Raw genomic sequence first — 17,307 nt, 5'->3', positions numbered from 1 at the left:
ATCCAATCCAGAAGCATTAAAAATCGTCGGGGAGTTGGGACTGCTGGGTATCGAAGAAATTGTCGTCCTGACCAGAGTTGTCTGGTTGAAAGACTTCAATATTTTGGCTAAATGGACTTAAACCTAGCTGCATCCGTAAAGCCTCGTCATATCTGGCATGTTCCCAATTCCGCGCTAATTTAATTTGCTCTGGATTCAAGTTTTGGGCATCTCTGAGATCAGCATTTTGCAAGTCTGCACCTTGAAAGTTGGCTTTCTCAAGATTGGTCGGACTGAGGTCAGCACCTTGAAAATTGGCATATTTGAGATTAGCCCCTTGCAGATTGGCATAACTTAAATCAGCTTCTTGAAGATTGGCATAACTTAAATCAGCACTTTGAAGATTAGCACTCCAAAGGTAGGCTAATTGGAAATTGGCATGACTTAAGTAAGCATTCTGGAAATTTGTGTAGCTGAGGTTAGTACTTTGTCCTTGAAGATTAGCATTTCTTAAATTTGCTCCCTCAAGGTTGGCATATCGCAAATCAGCTTGTTGAAGATTGGCATTTCGCAAATCAATTTCTTGTAAACAAGCATTTTTCAGGTTAGTCCCTTCCAGGTTTGCATCTCGCAAGTCGGCTCCTTTTAAGTTAATCCCAGCTAAATAAGCTTTATCAGCCGTGAGTCCGGCCAAGCTCACACCATCATTGTTCAAGTCTTGTAATGCTTGCAGTCTACCGCCACTAGCCCGTTGTCCATAAGCTGAGTTAATCACACGCCATGCTTCATAATGTGCCTGTTTTTTTCGGGAAGGAGTTTCTCGGAAGTAAAGAATGACAACAGCCAAAATACTCAAGTCTTGCAGAGTACCAATAAACTGAGAACTAGTTAATGACTGCACAATACTTTTAAATGGGGGTTTATCCTCAAAAACGCGAATCACTACTATTGACAATACAAAGATCAAAGCGAAAATAATCCACTCTTGAAACTGCTGCATCCATTTATGTAAACGTTCGCGCATTTTTACTTCCTCTTGTGGCAATGATATTGAATAACAAAACCAGTGTTGATTGAGTTTTGAGAATCTGAATTATGAAATTTATCTCTTACATCGTTATTGCTTGTCTACTACTACTAACAGCTTGTGTTTCTCCTTCCAATGGTGCTGGGTCACAATTAAAAGCTCAAGCCCAAATTACTGGACCTGGGATTACAGGGACACTGAAAGCTGTACAAAATACCGAGCTTCAGTCTGTTTGGGTGGCTGTGGAACTCAAAGGTGATCCGAAAATCTTGACTCCGGGATTACATGGTGTTCATATCCATGAAAAAGGTGCTTGTGAAACAGGTACAGAAAAGCCTTTTAGTTCCGCTGGTGGACATTTTGACCCCGGGCCCTTCGGTTCATCTACTCCTGTGGAAAAGAACCATCCTTATCATTTAGGTGATTTACCCAATATTAAAATTAATCCTTTAGGTCAAGGTCGTTTAGAAGCATTTATTAGCAGTGTGACTCTTGGCGATAGTCCCATCAGCTTATTTGATGGTGATGGTAGTGCTTTGATTGTGCATAAACTCCAAGATCAAAAGAAAGCTGGAGGTACAGCAGATGAAGCTGGCGGTGGTCGTCTAGCTTGCGGTGCGATCGCCAAAGCTAACTAATATAAATTGGAGTAGGGAGAATCAAAGATGATTTTTCCTACTTCTAGAGATTTAATTACTTTTGTTCCAGTTCTGATACATAGGATCGAAAGTTTAAGTGATCAACCTACAATTACTTTTAATATGTATGGTTAAACTAACGCCAAAGTCGTCTACTTTAACGTAGTTGACCTACCATAAAGATCCAACTTTCGTAAGACTATGTTTGCAGGGGCGAAAAAATTATTCACACAGCCAGTCATAGTTACTAGCGTGCTAGTTACAATCATGTTGGCTGGGGTTCAAAGGCTCAGACTATTCGAGTACTTTGAACTGAAGGTTTTTGACCAGATGATGCAAAGGCGTGCAGATTTACCTCCTGACCCTCGCCTTTTGATTGTGGGATTCACAGAGCAAGATATCCAAGAACTCAAGCACAGCACACCCACTGATGAAGAACTAGACAGACTCTTAGACAAATTACAAAGTAATCAGTCGCGGGTCATTGCTTTAGACTTCTTTCGAGATATACCCCAAGAACCTGGTCATGCCAAACTGCTGAACCGCTTGCAAACAAACAAGAAAATTATTCCAATTTGCAGCACAACAACGTCCCCTCCACCAGGATTAGATGCAAATAATGTTGGATTTGCCGATCTTCCAGAAGACCCGGATGCAGTTATTCGCCGCGCCCTACTATTTGTCAATCCTGAACCAAAAGCGCCATGTCAAAGTCAGCAGTCTTTGGCCGTTGCAGTAGCATTGAAATATCTAGCAGACACAGCCAAAATCCAACCACAAATTACCCAAACAGGTGACGCATTACAATTAAAGCTGGGTAAAACTGTGTTTCAACGTTTACCACAAGATGCTGGCGGTTATGTGGAAGCAGATAACGGTGGTTTTCAAATATTGCTCAACTACCGTTCTTTTCATAATGTTGCCCGAACAGTCAGTTTTACAGACGTACTTAACAATAAAGTCAATCCTGATTGGGTTAAGGACAAAATCGTTTTAATTGGCGCTACAGCACCCAGTAAGCAAGATATCCGCAATACTCCTTATGCTACTGGGAGACAAGATAATGCTGGAAAGATGCCAGGAATTGTCATTCATGCTCACATTGTCAGCGAGATTCTCAGTGGAGTTCTTGACCAAAGACCAATATTTTGGTACATCCCCGAATGGGGAGAAATAACTTGGCTTTGGGGTTGGACTTTAATAGGTGCGTTAATCGGATGGAAAATTAAGCATCCACTAGTTTTAGGATTAGCAGGTGGAGGAGCTTTGGTTTTCTTGATAGGTGGCAGCTTTATTATCTTTAACCAAGCCGGATGGGTACCACTAGCACAGCCTGTAATTGGGTTAATTGCAGCAGCTGGTAGCGTAGTTGTCTACACAGCCTACTCGGAAAAGCTACAGCGAGACAAAATTGCTAATCAGATTCAAGAACAAGAAAAAACCATAGACTTATTGAAATCGCTGTTGCGAGAAGGTGGTGCTACTAGTAACGAAGCCAAGTCACCTGTTGATAGTCAACCCCAAAGCGGTCAATTGCTGAACAATCGCTATAAGGTGTCACAAGTACTAGGTTCTGGGGGTTTTGGTTATACTTACTTAGCCGACGATACCAAACGCCCTGGTTCACCAAAGTGTGTTGTGAAGCATTTACAACCAGCGCAGAAAGACCCTAGATTTCTGGAAGTTGCTAGGCGTTTATTTCGTGTAGAGGCAGAAATTCTGGAGATTTTGGGACATCACAAGCGAATTCCTCAACTACTAGCTTACTTTGAAGAAAATCAGCAATTTTATTTAGTGCAGGAGTATATCAAAGGGCATTGCCTACAAGATGAATTGATTGTGGGTAAGCGTCTTGAGGAAGCTGAGGTAATAAAAATATTAAGGGATGTTTTGAAGGTATTAGTATTTGTCCATGATCATAATGTGATCCATCGAGATATCAAACCCAGTAATTTGATGCGTCGAGAAACAGACAATAGGATCGTACTGATTGACTTTGGTGCAGTCAAACAAATTCAACCGCATCAAGAAGAAGAAAGCTTGACAGTGGCGGTGGGGACGCTTGGCTATGCTTCGCCTGAACAACTTATGGGTCAGCCAAGGTTGAATAGTGATATTCATGCTCTGGGAATGATTGGAGTTCAAGCTTTAACTGGAAAAAATGCTAAAGAAATTGAGCGTGATCCGCAGACAACTGTGCTAATTTGGCGAGATAAGGCGCAAGTTTCCGATGGGTTAGCAGCAATTTTAGAACGGATGACTTCTTTTGATTATCTGAGAAGATATCAAACTGCTAAAGAAATTCTGGAGGAGCTAGATAAGCTCTAACGCTAGATATAAGCCTTGAGCAAATGAGTAAATTTCTACCATGAGTAGTGATGTTGCGGCATTTTTGCATGAGCGACGCACCGACTCAACTTTTTGTATTAATTTTAAATTTTGCTGCCTTGTATCGAAAAATATCTAAACTTGTACTTCATATAAACGAAAACAGCTTTATCTAATATTTACTTTTGATGGCTCTATTGATATAAACTAAGACATGGCTGATTATTCAAAGCTTTGATACAACTGGTTTTATACTTGGTACTTTCAACTCAGTACTAGCTACACGCCCTGCTATTGCTAACGGCTCTTTGCTCTTTTACTTTTGTCCCATAGCCAATTTCTTCGGGGCGTTTTGTCGATGAGATAATAAAAATTGATCATAAAATGCGATCGCTTCATCCGCATTTTTTTCTTACTTCTGAAATAGGCGATCCCCACAGCTATCCGCTGTATTATATTAATCTTGAATATTGTAAAATTTGTTAATAGATATTACTGTACTACCTAAAGGATGATTGTATGCAAAAAGCTAATATCTACTGCAAAATAGATATTTTTAGCGATAAGGATTGCTACCATACTCGGTAAGTACTAACACAGAAGTCAAGAATGAATAACTTTGGGACAATTAGAAGCAATAAAAGTGTCTAATTTAAATCCCTGGATAAGATCAAAAAATTAATCTGGCTGGCAATGATCTCAGCAAGGTCAATCAATTCTTATTTAGTTAATGACTAGCATCAATGTTTGGCTGTAAACCCTCCTGAAGTCGAATCGAGCTAATTTATGAAGCACAGACTACTTACTGTTACAGCACTAATGACAATAACATGGTTTACATCTTTAGGTAAAATCAAACCTGCAACAGCTAATCAAACCTACGGAAGTAATCTCAATCAGTTGACCGCCATTAGTTCTAGTTCTAATCAAAATGGTATTGGACAACAATTGTCGCTAATGCTTGTAATCGCTGGTAGTGGAATATTTGGCTGGCTGGCAGTGAAAAATAACAAGTTGGTCTTGAGCAAATTTTCTGGGCAAAAAACAAATTTAGCCGCAACTGTACCCGGAGAACAATCTATCTCTCAAGATACAGATATTCAAGAAGAATTGCATAACACTACTGAATTTACAGATATTACAACTTATATTAAAAGAGCTTATAGTCATTTCAAGCAAGGAGATAGTCAAAGAGCTATTGATGAATTCAATCAGGCCATTGGAATAAATCCCCAGAATGCTTATCTGTATGGTGAGAGAGCTAATTTTCGGCGGAAGAATCTTGGGGACAAACAAGGAGCGATTGATGATTATAGCAAAGCAATTGGCATCCATCCGCAAAACGCTCTATTCTATCTTTGGCGTAGTCAGACTTACAATGATTTAGGCGAACAAACAAAAGCTATGGAAGACTACAATACAGCGTTGCGTCTCGCCCCAGAAAATACGATGTATCACTCTTTTCATGGTGCTTCCAACTTCAGAGAATAATTATTTGGATAATTGCTGAATAAATACCATCAAACCGCTGCATCAATTAGCGATCGCGCTGCAAGTAGAATTTAATTAATTATTAATACTCATATTAATCGTAATCAAAAATACTTAAAATATTTTAGGGTAAATTATTCTGGGCTGTAATATCAGTGGAACTATCCTGATTTTTCAAGATTAGTCATCACTTCGCTAATCGGGAAAACTTAGCAAACAGAAATATTACCTACGCAAATATACTGGTAGAATCAGTTGATAAATTCATCTGGAATAATTTTTGGGTGTGTATATCTATCTTTATCTACCATGTCTGCTGAATATTTTTTGAGTCCGAAATATCAGATGCGATCGCTCAACCTGTTAATCTTCGCAACCTTGTTTCTCGGTAATTTATCTCTTAGTTCTGCAAAAGCGCAGACGGTGAATATTCATTTAGTAGCTCAAACCAGGCCAAATCTGCCACCACCGGAAAATTTGCCCAGGCCACAGCTACCTCAACCTACTCCACCAGAGACTCCCACCCTACCACCTCCAGAAGATTTATTCCGAACGCCTAGGGAAACTACTCCCACTCCAGAAACAGCACCCAGTGGTGTAAGAGACACCATTTTAGTAACCCGCTTTGAAGTAATTGGTAGTACTGTATTTAGCCCTGAAGAATTAGCAACAGTTACCCAAGAATTTACTGGTAAACCCATTACCTTTGCAGAACTGCTGAGAGTCAGTGATGCAGTGACAAAACTCTATACAGACAAAGGTTACATTTCTTCTGGGGCATTTATTCCAGCTGATCAAACTTTCAAAAGTAGAGGTGGTGTCGTCAAAATTCAAGTAATTGAAGGTAGGGTTGAAAGTATAGAAATTAGAGGACTCAAACGGCTCAACCCAGATTATGTGCGTAGTCGCATCGCCGTAGCTACAGGCAAACCCCTCAACGTGAATAAGTTACTGCAAGCCCTGCAACTATTGCAACTTAATCCCTTAATTCAAAATATTTCGGCGGAATTGGCGGCGGGTTCTCGCCCTGGGAGTAGCGTGATTGATGTCAAGGTATCAGAAGCCAAAACCTTCAGCGCCCAAGTCAGCTTAAATAATAATCGAGTCCCTAGTATTGGCAGTTTTCAAAGACAAATTCAACTTACCCAAGCCAACTTATTAGGTTTAGGTGATGGACTTTCCATTGCTTATGCCAACACTGATGGTAGCAACGATGTTGATGTCAGCTACACATTACCAGTCAATCCCTACAATGGGACTGTGCAGTTTCAATATAACTACACCTCTAGTAATGTAGTAGAAGAACCCTTTGATATTTTAGATATTGAAGGTAGATCCCAAGACTTTGCTGTGACATTTCGTCAACCACTGATTCAAACTCCCACCACAGAATTTGCTTTGGGAATTACAGCCAATCGGCGCAACAGTGATATTGGTTATTTAGAGTCTCTGGCTGGTGAACGTATTCCGTTTCCTTCACCGGGATCTGTTGATGGACAAACGCGCCTTTCAGTGCTGCGATTTTTTCAAGATTGGACACAACGCAATAGTAGAGAAGTATTTGCTGCGCGATCGCAATTTAGTTTTGGTCTAGATGCCTTTGATGCTACCAACAGCGGCGCACCACCAGATAGTAGGTTTTTCTCGTGGCGGGGACAAGCGCAATGGGTACGCCTCCTTGCACCCGATACCTTAGTCTTACTGCGTGCTGATGCTCAATTAGCCGATAGAGCATTAGTACCCCTAGAACAGTTTGGTTTAGGTGGTCAACAAACCGTACGGGGCTATCGTCAAGATTTACTATTGACAGATAATGCTTTTTTTGTATCTGCCGAGTTACGCTATCCCATCCTTCGCGCTCCCCAATTAGGAGGTGTATTACAACTAACACCATTTATTGATTATGGAACTACTTACAACAGTTCTAATCGCGCCGACCCCGACCCCAATAGCCTCGCCTCTGTGGGATTGGGATTATTGTGGCAAAGCGATCGCATCAATGCCCGTTTTGATTGGGGTATTCCCCTAATTGATGCGAATTCTCGCAATAACACCTTGCAAGAAAGTGGGCTGTATTTTTCCTTAGTTTATACTCAACCATTTTAAAAGTCTGAAGTTTGAAACTCTGCGTGAGACAGTTCATCACGCATTTATGCAACGCCAAATAAATCACTTTTATCCAATCTTTTTTGTTAATCCAAATTACGAACTACAAATTAAATCAATATGTCTGCAATTCTTTTTTTAGCCACATTATCACAAATTAATCACCCAGTTGCCCTGATTCCCAACTCTTACCAAATTGCTATTCAAAATATCACTGCACCTATCGCCAATACTCTGCTATCGAGAAGTCCACAACAAATTTTAGAACAAGGTATTCAAATTTACCAATCAGAAGAGTTTACAGAAGCCGCGAGGTTATTTCAACAGGCAGCGGGAAGCTTTCAGGCTCAAGGAGATCATCTGAATCAATCCCTAGCATTAAACTATCTGGCATTAGCTCATCAGCAAGTAGGACAATTACCCCAGGCTCAGAAAGCGATCACTGACAGTTTAGCATTACTCAAAATTGCTCGGCAAAGAGACGCTCATGAGTATTTATCGATACTTGCCCAAGCACTGAACACCCAAGGACAAATACAACTAGCATCAGGACATTCCCAAGAAGCATTAACCAGTTGGGAGCAAGCCACAGCTATATATAGCAAAATGGGTGATGATGCCGGGAAGATAGGTAGCCAACTCAATCAAACTCAGGCATTGCAAGCATTAGGGCTGTATCGTCGCGCCAAAATTACCTTAATTCAAGTAAATCAAATCCTGCAAAAACAACCAGCTTCTCCCCTAAAAGTCACAGGACTGCTAAATTTAGGTAATACCTTGCGGTTAGTGGGTGATTTAAGTCAAGAAGATATTACGGTCAAAGATATAGACAAACTTGGCTCTGTACAAGTGTTAGAGCAAAGTTTATCCATTGCCGAACAAGTATATCCCCAATTAATTCCCGAAATTCATTTGAGTCTAGGAAACACAGCCCAAGCATTGAGTTTAGGTAAAAGTCCTGAAGAGAAAAGTCGCAGAATTACTCAAGCTTTAGATTATTACCAAAAAGCTGCTGTGACTAAATCACCCTTAACTAGGGTACAGGCACAACTAAATCAAATACACCTGTTCATAGCGCAGCAAAAATGGCATCAAGTACAAAGTTTGTGGCCGGAAATTCAGCAACAACTGAATGCTGCACCCACAAGTCGCAAAACCATTTATGCACGGATTAACTTTGCTCAGAGTTTGACTTGTTTTAAACAGCTAACAGAACCTTCCCGGATGGGAATAAATGCTAGTTGTCCCAAAAATGAGCTAGTAGCAGATGCTAGTTTGAGTAATATAAAAAGCTTGGATGGGGCGAATGTGGAATGGAAAGCGATCGCCCAAATTATTGCTACCGCTGTTGACCAAGCCAAAACCCTCAAGGATATGCGGGCGGAAGCTTATGCTTTAGGGACATTAGGTAATTTGTATGAGCAAACTCACCAGTGGACAGAAGCGCAACAACTGACCCAACAGGCATTAAAATTAGCTGAAGGTATTGGTGCAACTGATATTGCCTATCGTTGGCATTGGCAATTAGGCCGAATTCTCAAGGCGCAAGATAACCCCCAACGCAACGAACAAGGGGCGATCGCATCCTACACCAAAGCTGTGAATATTCTCAAGTTATTGCGGAGTGATTTAGTCGCCATTAACCGCGAAGTGCAGTTTTCCTTTCAAGAGGGAGTTGAGCCTGTTTATCGAGAACTAGTGAGTTTACTGCTGCAAAATTCGCCCTATCAAGACAATTCCGAAGCCAGCCAAAAAAATCTCAAAACTGCCAGAGATGTGATTGAGTCACTACAATTAGCAGAGTTAGACAACTTCTTTCGCAAAGCTTGTTTAGATGCTAAACCTGTGCAGATTGATGAAATTGATCGTACAGCCGCAGTGATTTATCCGATTATTTTGAGTGATCGCTTAGAAGTGATTGTTTCTTTACCCAACAAGCTAAAGAGCCAAAAACAAAACTTGTTATTACGCCCCAAACCGGTTCTAGTTTCTCAAACAGAAGTAGAAAAGACAATCCAAGAACTCCGGGCAAAATTGGTCACGCGCTCAACTCGTGAATTTTTGCCAGTTTCCCAAAAAGTTTATAACTGGTTAATTAGAGATATTGAACCTCAATTACAAGCATACAAAGTGCAGAACTTGGTGTTTGTCTTAGATGGAACACTGCGGAGTGTACCGATGGCCGCACTGCATGATGGCAAACAATATCTCATTGAAAAGGGGTATAACATTGCGCTGACACCAGGGTTACACCTGTTACCGAACCGTTCCTTAACCAGACAAAAACCGCGCACCATTGCGGCGGGAATTACAGAAGCCCTAGGAACCTTTGAGGGACTACCCAGTGTCAAAAACGAAATTAATAGCATTCAACAAGAAGTTCCAACACGAACACTACTCGACAGTCAATTTACGAAAATCGCTTTAGAAAAAGCCATCAAGTCATTTTCTGCACCTGTAGTTCACCTTGCAACCCACGGTCAGTTTGCTTCTAACGCTGAAGACACCTACATTTTGACTTGGAAAGATTCTGATGAGAAAGACCCAGCTTTATCGAGCGATCGCGTTAACGTCAACGAATTGAGTTCCATATTACAAAGCCGAGAGACAAGTCAAAGAAATGCGATCGAGTTATTAGTTTTGAGCGCTTGTCAAACCGCTAGTGGTGATAAACGTGCTGGCTTAGGAATTGCGGGATTTGCTCTGCGTTCTGGAGCGCGTAGTACATTAGCAACATTGTGGAGTGTAGACGATCAAGCCACTGCAACCATTATGGGTGAGTTTTATAAACAGTTTGCTAATACTAAAGAGAGTAAAGCCGAAGCTTTAAAACGCGCTCAAATGTTTCTTTTGACAGATCCTAACTATAAGCATCCTTATTATTGGGCTCCTTATGTTTTAGTCGGTAACTGGTTATAAATCCAATTGATTATTCTCGTAATTCATCTTCAATATTCTCTTTGATTTAGCTACATCTGTCTTTAGTAGGGTTAAACTCCAAATCTGTGTTTGATAAGGTGACTAATGGCAACATAAATCACAAATGAATTCATTATGACCTATACTCAAACCAGCGATCCCACCATTCGTAAATTTGTTGAATCTTGGCGACAATTGGATGTAGATCAACAACTAGCTTTATTCTGGTTCATCTATAAAGAAATGGGTGGATCTGTAACTCCTGCGGCTCCTGCGGCTAGTACTGTTTCTCCAGAAATTGCCGAAGGATTATTTAATCAAGTCAAAGAATTAAGTCACGAAGAACAACTACAAGTTCAGCGAGACTTGATTAATAAAGCAGACACTCAAATTAGCCGGGAATATGGTTCTTTAGGCGATACTACTAAGTTACTATTTTGGTACCGTCTATCTCAAGGAATGGATAGCAATGTAATTATTCCTGTACCTGCTGGTTATCGCCTTTCTTCAGAAGCAGAAACCTTGCTAAACCAAGTTAAAGAATTACCTTTTGAACAGCAGATTAACCTTTTTCGTGATTATGTTTCTCCAATGGGTGCTGAACCTAAAGGTGGTGCGGAAATTTAATCACTAGCATTGAGAACTACCACTTTGTTAGCTTTTTATAGAGACTAATACCAAATTGAAAACCGATTGCGACAGATGGATGGCCTAAAAGTTTACCAATCAACTCTTACCCAATCCAAAATCTAAAATCTAAAATCCAAAATGGTATAACATCTAGACTCACAGATAAACACAGAGTAAATATAATTTTTACTCTGTGTAATTTTTTGGTTGCTCATTAGGATAGTTGCACCCTAAATTCGTAACGCCCTTTGTTTTGTATCTCATACTTTAAATTGTCTCTTTACGAATTTCATCTATCTGACGAATGGGTGAAAAATTTTGTTTTTTATTAATAACTGGCTAATATTTTAATATTCTCATCACAGATGTGAAATATCTCAATAAAAAAGTAAAACCCTAGGACTGGGAAACCCTAGGGCTTGTAACCTGACCACCTTTACTTTATTTATAATTTATAAAAAATATTAGTGTTGGTTTACGATGGACTTAAATATGTGTTTTATGTCTGAAAAAATAAATCAAAAACATTATTTTAATGCTGGTTAATACATCAAAAAACATTGAGTATATATAATGCCAATGAAATATGGGATAAAAAAGGATAACATTTAATCTTCAAGTCTTTAATGTATGAGAAATCAAAGATAAAATCCCTGAGTTTATGTCCAAAGATATAATTATAAAAGCTTGATTACTGGCAATGAATAAGGAAAAATAAAAGCATCAGGATACATGATTGTAGCCAATTACAGTGACAGAAAGCCTAACAAAAGTCCACACGTGTGGACTTTTTATTTTGTCTTTGTTAAATATAGGAAGCTGCTTCACAACACATCGAATGGAAATATAATAAAAAATTATTGCTAAATTATATAAATATTCAGTGAAACTTTGAAAATCTGGAATTACATATTAATCATTTATATTTTGCATGTATTTTAATATAGTAAATTTTAATCAATGTCTTAAGTATATTTTTAGATAAGTTAATTTAAAATAAACGTAAGAACGTAAATTCACTGGGTTTATTGTATTTTTGACAAGTGTGTTGAGTAGGAAAAAAATAAAGATTTTTTATACTAAAACATAATTCACCTTAAATCTATTAAGATTGCTGGATTCTTGGCAGAAAATTGCATCTATTAAGTACAGTATCTCTAAATATCGAACATCCCTTTCAAGGTTAATTAAATCATTTGCTTGATGTGTCCTTATACATAAGCAGAGTTATGAGCTTTGTTTTCGTGAAAAATAACTACTTTATTACCCTGAAAGGGCTGGTCGCATTGACTAGGCCTATTACACCAGAGAATCTATCCCTTAATAGGAAAAATCATGACTGCTACTTTTTCTTTAGAGCCAAAGACCAAGTTTTATCAGAAACTACACCAAATTTTATCTGAGATTACACATGCTCAGGATTTATCTCAGCATCCTTTTGTGCAAAGGTTTTCTAGAGGAGAGTTTTCACAAGATGCTATTCGACAGTTTGCTATGAAAATGCTGCCTGGATCAAATCGGTTCAATATGGCTTTTCTCAAAGTAGCATCAAAAATGGATAGTTATCATGCTAGAACAATTATGCTAGAAAATGCGTTTACTGAACATGGAGAACTCAATCCAAATAAAGCTCATGTAGCACTATTTATTCGGTTTATGGAAGGGATTAATTGTCCTAAAATTGATATTAATGCTGATGATGGAGCATTTCGCATACCAGAATTACGCTTTAAAAAGTTTGAAGTTTGTGATGATGAGCCTGTAGTACTTTCTTTGGGTAGATTTGCTGCAATTGAACAAGTTTTACCAGGAGTATTTACCAAATATATAGAAGGGATTAGAAAAATTTTTCCAGGTCTTGACGACCATACTATTGAATATTTCCATATTCACTGCCATTTAGACCCGGAACATACAGATGAGTTAATCCAGGTAGCAGAAATGTGTGTTAAGTCGGAGTCAGATTTGGAATTATTCCGCCAGGGTGTTCAGGATATGGTGAATTCAATTGCTGATATGTTTTCTTGGATGAATGCAAACTTAGAAACAGAGGCTTTAAAGTTACAAGACTAATACTAGAGTAATTTCAACAATGTGATTTCGGCAAAATTTATCCCAAATTTACTTTTTAAAAAGTAAATTTAGGGATTTTTCCTTTATGGATAGCCAATTGCAGACCGCTAATGGTAGAAAGCTATTAGCGATTTGCAAGTAATTTTTATGACAAATTTTCTCCAGCCGCCAAGATTACGCATTGGCGAAGAAGATAGTGCAGAAGAAAGACGCGCCACTTGGCTAGAACTTTTTTATGATTTGGTGTTTGTGGTTGCAGTCTCGCAAGTAGCGCACAATCTGAAAGAAGATATTTCGCTGTCGGGATTGCTGGGATTTGTTGTTTTGTTTATCCCGATTTGGTGGTCATGGATTGGGACGACATTTTACGCTAACCGCTTTGATAGTGATGATGTTGTACATCGGTTGCTGGTTGGGGTGCAAATGTTAACTGCGGCGGGGATGGCGGTGAATATTCACCACGGTTTAGGAGAAAGTTCTTCGGGTTTTGCTTTGGCTTATGCACTTGGTCGGGCTGTGCTGGTAGTGGAATATGTGCGGGCGGGGATACATATTCCGTCGGCGCGTCCTTTGACAACTCGTTATGCGATTGGTTTTGCGATCGCATCTTTGATTTGGTTAGGTTCCGCATTTTTCCCGATTCCCTGGCGATTCGGACTTTGGGGTGTGGGAATCGTGATTGATTTTGGCACACCCTTAACCGCCCGCAAACATCAGATTGGCTTACTTCCGCACGCCTCTCATTTACCAGAACGTTTTGGATTGTTCACAATTATTGTGTTGGGAGAAGCGATTATTGCCGTGGTCAACGGTGTTTCAGCGCAGAAATGGCAGGTGTTAACTGTAATTTCTGCGATTTTTGGTCTGATGATTGCGTTTAGTTGGTGGTGGGTTTATTTTGATAATTTAGGGGGAACACCAATTGAAACTGCACGCACAAAAGGAAAAGTTGGTACTGTTAATATTTGGCTTTATACCCATTTACCATTAGTGATTGGGATTGCGGCTACTGGAGTTGGTGTAGAAGAAATTTTGGTCAGTCAACCAAATTTAGCTTTAGCAGATCCGCAAAGATGGTTGATTTGTGGTGCAGTTGCATTATGTTCGTTAGCGGTGGGCATTCTCCACAGATACGGCGTGATTAGATATTGTAAGATTCGTGCTGTGTATCGCTTAGGTGGCACAGTTGTGCTGTTGGCGATCGCATTTTTTGGCAAAGGTTTATTACCTGTTGCAGTTATCGCCTTAGTCGCGTTAGTTTCTGCTGTACAAGTGATTCAAGATGTGTATCAGAGTCGCCCGAATAATCGCTTGGCTGATCCTGAAATTTAAGCCCCGATGAATGGAATTCACGGCTATAAAAACAAAGTCCGCCTAGCCTGCGGCAAACAGCAAAGCGGAACGCGGACTAATGCAAAACAGAAGTTTTATCCTTGTAGCTGCAACTTCAGTGGCTTGCTGCAAGATATGTATATACAGGTCTCTTAATTAATTTCAGACTTCAGAGTTCATACTTCATACTTGTTTCCTAATCTGCGATCGCCCACCGTACATAAGGACGAGAAGTTGTTACAGTTTTGTAACTAATGAGAGTTTCTGGTACTGGAATTTTCCGCAAGTCTACACGGAAATATGCCTGTTTGTTTTTGAATTGCACACTATAAAAAGGATATTCCTGACCTTGGGTTTGACCCACACAAGATGCGTAGTTATTGCGTAAAGGTGAAACGAACTCTACAAAATTTTGATTCTTTGATGGAACTAATTTAGTTGTATCGGCAAAAGCTCTAGTGTCGGCAATTACAGTATGTTCAGCACCACCTTCATAGGGTAGCGTTAACCACCACAAACCAACTATCTGCGGACAACTTCCGCTTGTACGTTGCACTTTTAATTGCACATTGGGTTCAGCGAGTGGACTCTGTGAAGGTTGTGCTTGCGCTGTAGAAGCGATCGCTCCTGCTGCAACTAGTGGGCATAAAATACGAGTAAAAATTGTCAATTTTGCCAACTTATTCATAATTCAAAATGTTCATTATACTAACTATTACTCATAAATTGACTCAGCAAATGTCGCAAAAATGCCTAATTAATTTGATTTATCACTAAGGTGTTTCCAGTTACAGTTACACCCTAAGAAACAACGCCACAATATTGTTAATGACGACAAATTACGCATTCCTACTATCAGCTGTCTCATGAAACCTCGAATTATTGTTTGCGGCTTAGGACGTACTGGATATAAAATCTTTCGTCTGCTGAGACAGCAGGGCGCATCGGTTGTGGGTATCCATCACAAACCAATCCCCAGCGAATGTTCATCAGATGTAATTATTGGTAACTTACACGCGGCGGCAACTCTCACAGCTGCGGGAATTCACCAAGCACATACTTTGGTTATAGCTGGTTCTGAAGATACGTTGAATTTGTCAATTCTGATGCAGGCGCGGGTATTAAATCCGCGAATTCGCATTATTAACCGCTTTTATAATACAAATTTGGGTGAGCGTTTAGATCAAACTCTACCAGATCATTTGAGTATGAGTGTTGTGGGATTAGCCGCACCATTATTTACATTTGCGGCTTTAGGCAATCAAGCCATAGGACAAATCAAATTATTTGATCAAACTTGGCCTGTCCAAGAAGAATATATTGATGAGAACCATCCTTGGTTAGGGTGGAATTTGAGCGATTTGTGGGAAGAACCCGCACGAATGCCGATTTATTATTTGCCCATGCAAGGGGAGATGAATTTAATACATGGGGTGTTGTCTGGGCAAGAATTACAAGTAGGCGATCGCTTAATTGTAGCGATTCAACCCCGGATTCGTTCTATTCGCAGGTCGTTAATTAAAAAAGTATTGAAGGTTTGTACCAGTCTGCGCCAGTTTCAACAACATGGCAAATCGGTGGTGATTGGTGCGGTTGTGTTGATGGTAATTATTGCGATCGCTACACTCACTTATCGGTCTACAGAACTGAGTTTATCTGTGATCGATGCTTTGTATTTTTCTGTTGGCATGATTACTGGCGCAGGCGGTAACGATAAAATTGTTGAAAACGCGCCTAATAGTATCAAGTTATTCACCATTATAATTATGCTAATTGGCGCAGTGGTGATTGGGATTTGGTACGCCATGCTAACGGATTTTGTTTTGGGAAACCGTTTCAAGCAGTTTTGGGATGCAGCTAGAATTCCTCAACGCCATCATTATATTGTCTGCGGCTTAAGCGGTATCGGCAGCAAAATTGTCCAGCAGCTTCATACCAGTGGGTATGAAGTCATCGCTATTGAAACTGACTCTAATAATAAGTATGTTAACTCAGTGCGCGGGTTGGGGATTCCTGTAATTCAAGGTGATGCTAGTTTCCGTACTATTTTGCAAACCATTAATATTACCTCTGCGGCGGCGGTGTTAGCTGTAACTAGCAATGATGCGACTAACCTAGAAATTGCTTTAAAAGCCAAAGGTATAGCCCCAAAAATTCCCGTAATTGTCCATTATGCTGACCCCGATTTTGCGAGGATGGCGCAACAAGTTTTTGATTTTGAAGCCGTCCTCAGTCCCGCAGAACTAGCAGCGCCAGCCTTTGCGGCGGCGGCTTTAGGGGGACGCATTCTTGGTAATGGCATTACCGCCGATAAACTTTGGGTAGCCTTTGCCACATTGATTACACCATCACATCCCTTTTGCGGTCTACTGGTCAAAGAAATAGCCATGTCTGCTGACTTTGTACCGTTATATCTGGAAACTAACTCTCAACGTGTCCAAGGTTGGGAATTACTGACAACACAACTGGTGGACGGAGATATTTTATATTTAACAATGCCAGCAAATCGTTTATATCAATTGTGGCGGGAAGAACGAGTATCGCATAAAGGGTAATAGAAGAAAGGGTGTAGGAGTGTCAGAGTGTAAGTTTTGCGATCACTCACATTATGATTGTGATGGTTGAAAGATAAATTGCGATCGCTCACATTATGATTGTGATGGTTGAAAGATAAATTGCGATCGCTCCCATTGTGATTGTGATAGTGGAAATAATAAATGCGATCGCTCACATTGTGATTGTGATGGTTGAAAGATGAATTGCGATTGTTCACATTGTAATTGC

Annotated in this window: 12 protein-coding genes; 9 read left to right on the top strand and 3 right to left on the bottom strand. The window is 39.9% G+C overall.

Annotation, left to right across the window (positions count from 1 at the left end):
- Window positions 1-16: 16 nt before the first annotated feature.
- Window positions 17-1,003 (bottom strand): pentapeptide repeat-containing protein, encoded by a 987-nt coding sequence (locus NOS7107_RS27395; protein ID WP_015114499.1) that lies wholly within the window; start codon window positions 1,001-1,003, stop codon window positions 17-19.
- A 71-nt stretch (window positions 1,004-1,074) separates the two neighbouring features.
- Here NOS7107_RS27395 and NOS7107_RS18645 point away from each other — a divergent pair, with 71 nt between their 5' ends.
- The 8 genes from NOS7107_RS18645 (at window position 1,075) to NOS7107_RS18610 (ending at window position 14,523) form a co-directional block, all read left to right on the top strand.
- Entirely contained in the window at window positions 1,075-1,644 is a 570-nt protein-coding gene (locus NOS7107_RS18645; protein ID WP_015114498.1) for a superoxide dismutase family protein, read from the top strand.
- A 201-nt stretch (window positions 1,645-1,845) separates the two neighbouring features.
- Complete coding sequence (locus tag NOS7107_RS18640) at window positions 1,846-3,972, top strand: CHASE2 domain-containing protein (protein ID WP_015114497.1); 2,127 nt, start codon at window positions 1,846-1,848, stop codon at window positions 3,970-3,972.
- A gap of 819 nt (window positions 3,973-4,791) precedes the next feature.
- On the top strand, window positions 4,792-5,463 hold the full coding sequence (locus NOS7107_RS27245; protein WP_048819358.1) for a tetratricopeptide repeat protein: 672 nt from the start codon (window positions 4,792-4,794) through the stop codon (window positions 5,461-5,463).
- 327 nt (window positions 5,464-5,790) lie between these two features.
- Entirely contained in the window at window positions 5,791-7,569 is a 1,779-nt protein-coding gene (locus NOS7107_RS18630; RefSeq protein WP_367579365.1) for a ShlB/FhaC/HecB family hemolysin secretion/activation protein, read from the top strand.
- A 120-nt stretch (window positions 7,570-7,689) separates the two neighbouring features.
- Window positions 7,690-10,488, top strand: a complete 2,799-nt coding sequence (locus NOS7107_RS18625) for a CHAT domain-containing protein (RefSeq protein WP_015114494.1) — start codon at window positions 7,690-7,692, stop codon at window positions 10,486-10,488.
- A gap of 135 nt (window positions 10,489-10,623) precedes the next feature.
- The gene (locus NOS7107_RS18620; protein ID WP_015114493.1) at window positions 10,624-11,115 is read left to right on the top strand and encodes an orange carotenoid protein N-terminal domain-containing protein; all 492 of its coding nucleotides are present in this window, start codon (window positions 10,624-10,626) and stop codon (window positions 11,113-11,115) included.
- A 1,338-nt stretch (window positions 11,116-12,453) separates the two neighbouring features.
- The gene (locus NOS7107_RS18615; protein ID WP_015114492.1) at window positions 12,454-13,191 is read left to right on the top strand and encodes an iron-containing redox enzyme family protein; all 738 of its coding nucleotides are present in this window, start codon (window positions 12,454-12,456) and stop codon (window positions 13,189-13,191) included.
- A gap of 147 nt (window positions 13,192-13,338) precedes the next feature.
- Window positions 13,339-14,523, top strand: coding sequence for a low temperature requirement protein A (locus NOS7107_RS18610; protein ID WP_015114491.1), 1,185 nt, complete (start codon window positions 13,339-13,341; stop codon window positions 14,521-14,523).
- Window positions 14,524-14,719: 196 nt separating this feature from the next.
- On the opposite strand, the gene NOS7107_RS18605 is transcribed toward NOS7107_RS18610, so the two are convergent.
- The gene (locus NOS7107_RS18605; protein WP_015114490.1) at window positions 14,720-15,211 is read right to left on the bottom strand and encodes a hypothetical protein; all 492 of its coding nucleotides are present in this window, start codon (window positions 15,209-15,211) and stop codon (window positions 14,720-14,722) included.
- A gap of 178 nt (window positions 15,212-15,389) precedes the next feature.
- Here NOS7107_RS18605 and NOS7107_RS18600 point away from each other — a divergent pair, with 178 nt between their 5' ends.
- Window positions 15,390-17,078 (top strand): NAD-binding protein, encoded by a 1,689-nt coding sequence (locus NOS7107_RS18600; protein WP_015114489.1) that lies wholly within the window; start codon window positions 15,390-15,392, stop codon window positions 17,076-17,078.
- Here the strand turns inward: NOS7107_RS18600 and NOS7107_RS28665 are convergent.
- Window positions 17,039-17,296: a hypothetical protein gene (locus NOS7107_RS28665; RefSeq protein ID WP_157374084.1), complete on the bottom strand. Its 258-nt coding sequence runs from the start codon at window positions 17,294-17,296 to the stop codon at window positions 17,039-17,041. The two genes, NOS7107_RS18600 and NOS7107_RS28665, sit on opposite strands and share 40 nt — an antisense overlap.
- Between the last annotated feature and the right edge of the window lie 11 nt (window positions 17,297-17,307).

Source organism: Nostoc sp. PCC 7107 (assembly GCF_000316625.1).
Lineage (GTDB): Bacteria > Cyanobacteriota > Cyanobacteriia > Cyanobacteriales > Nostocaceae > Nostoc_B.
This window is presented reverse-complemented; position numbering and strand designations above follow the sequence as displayed.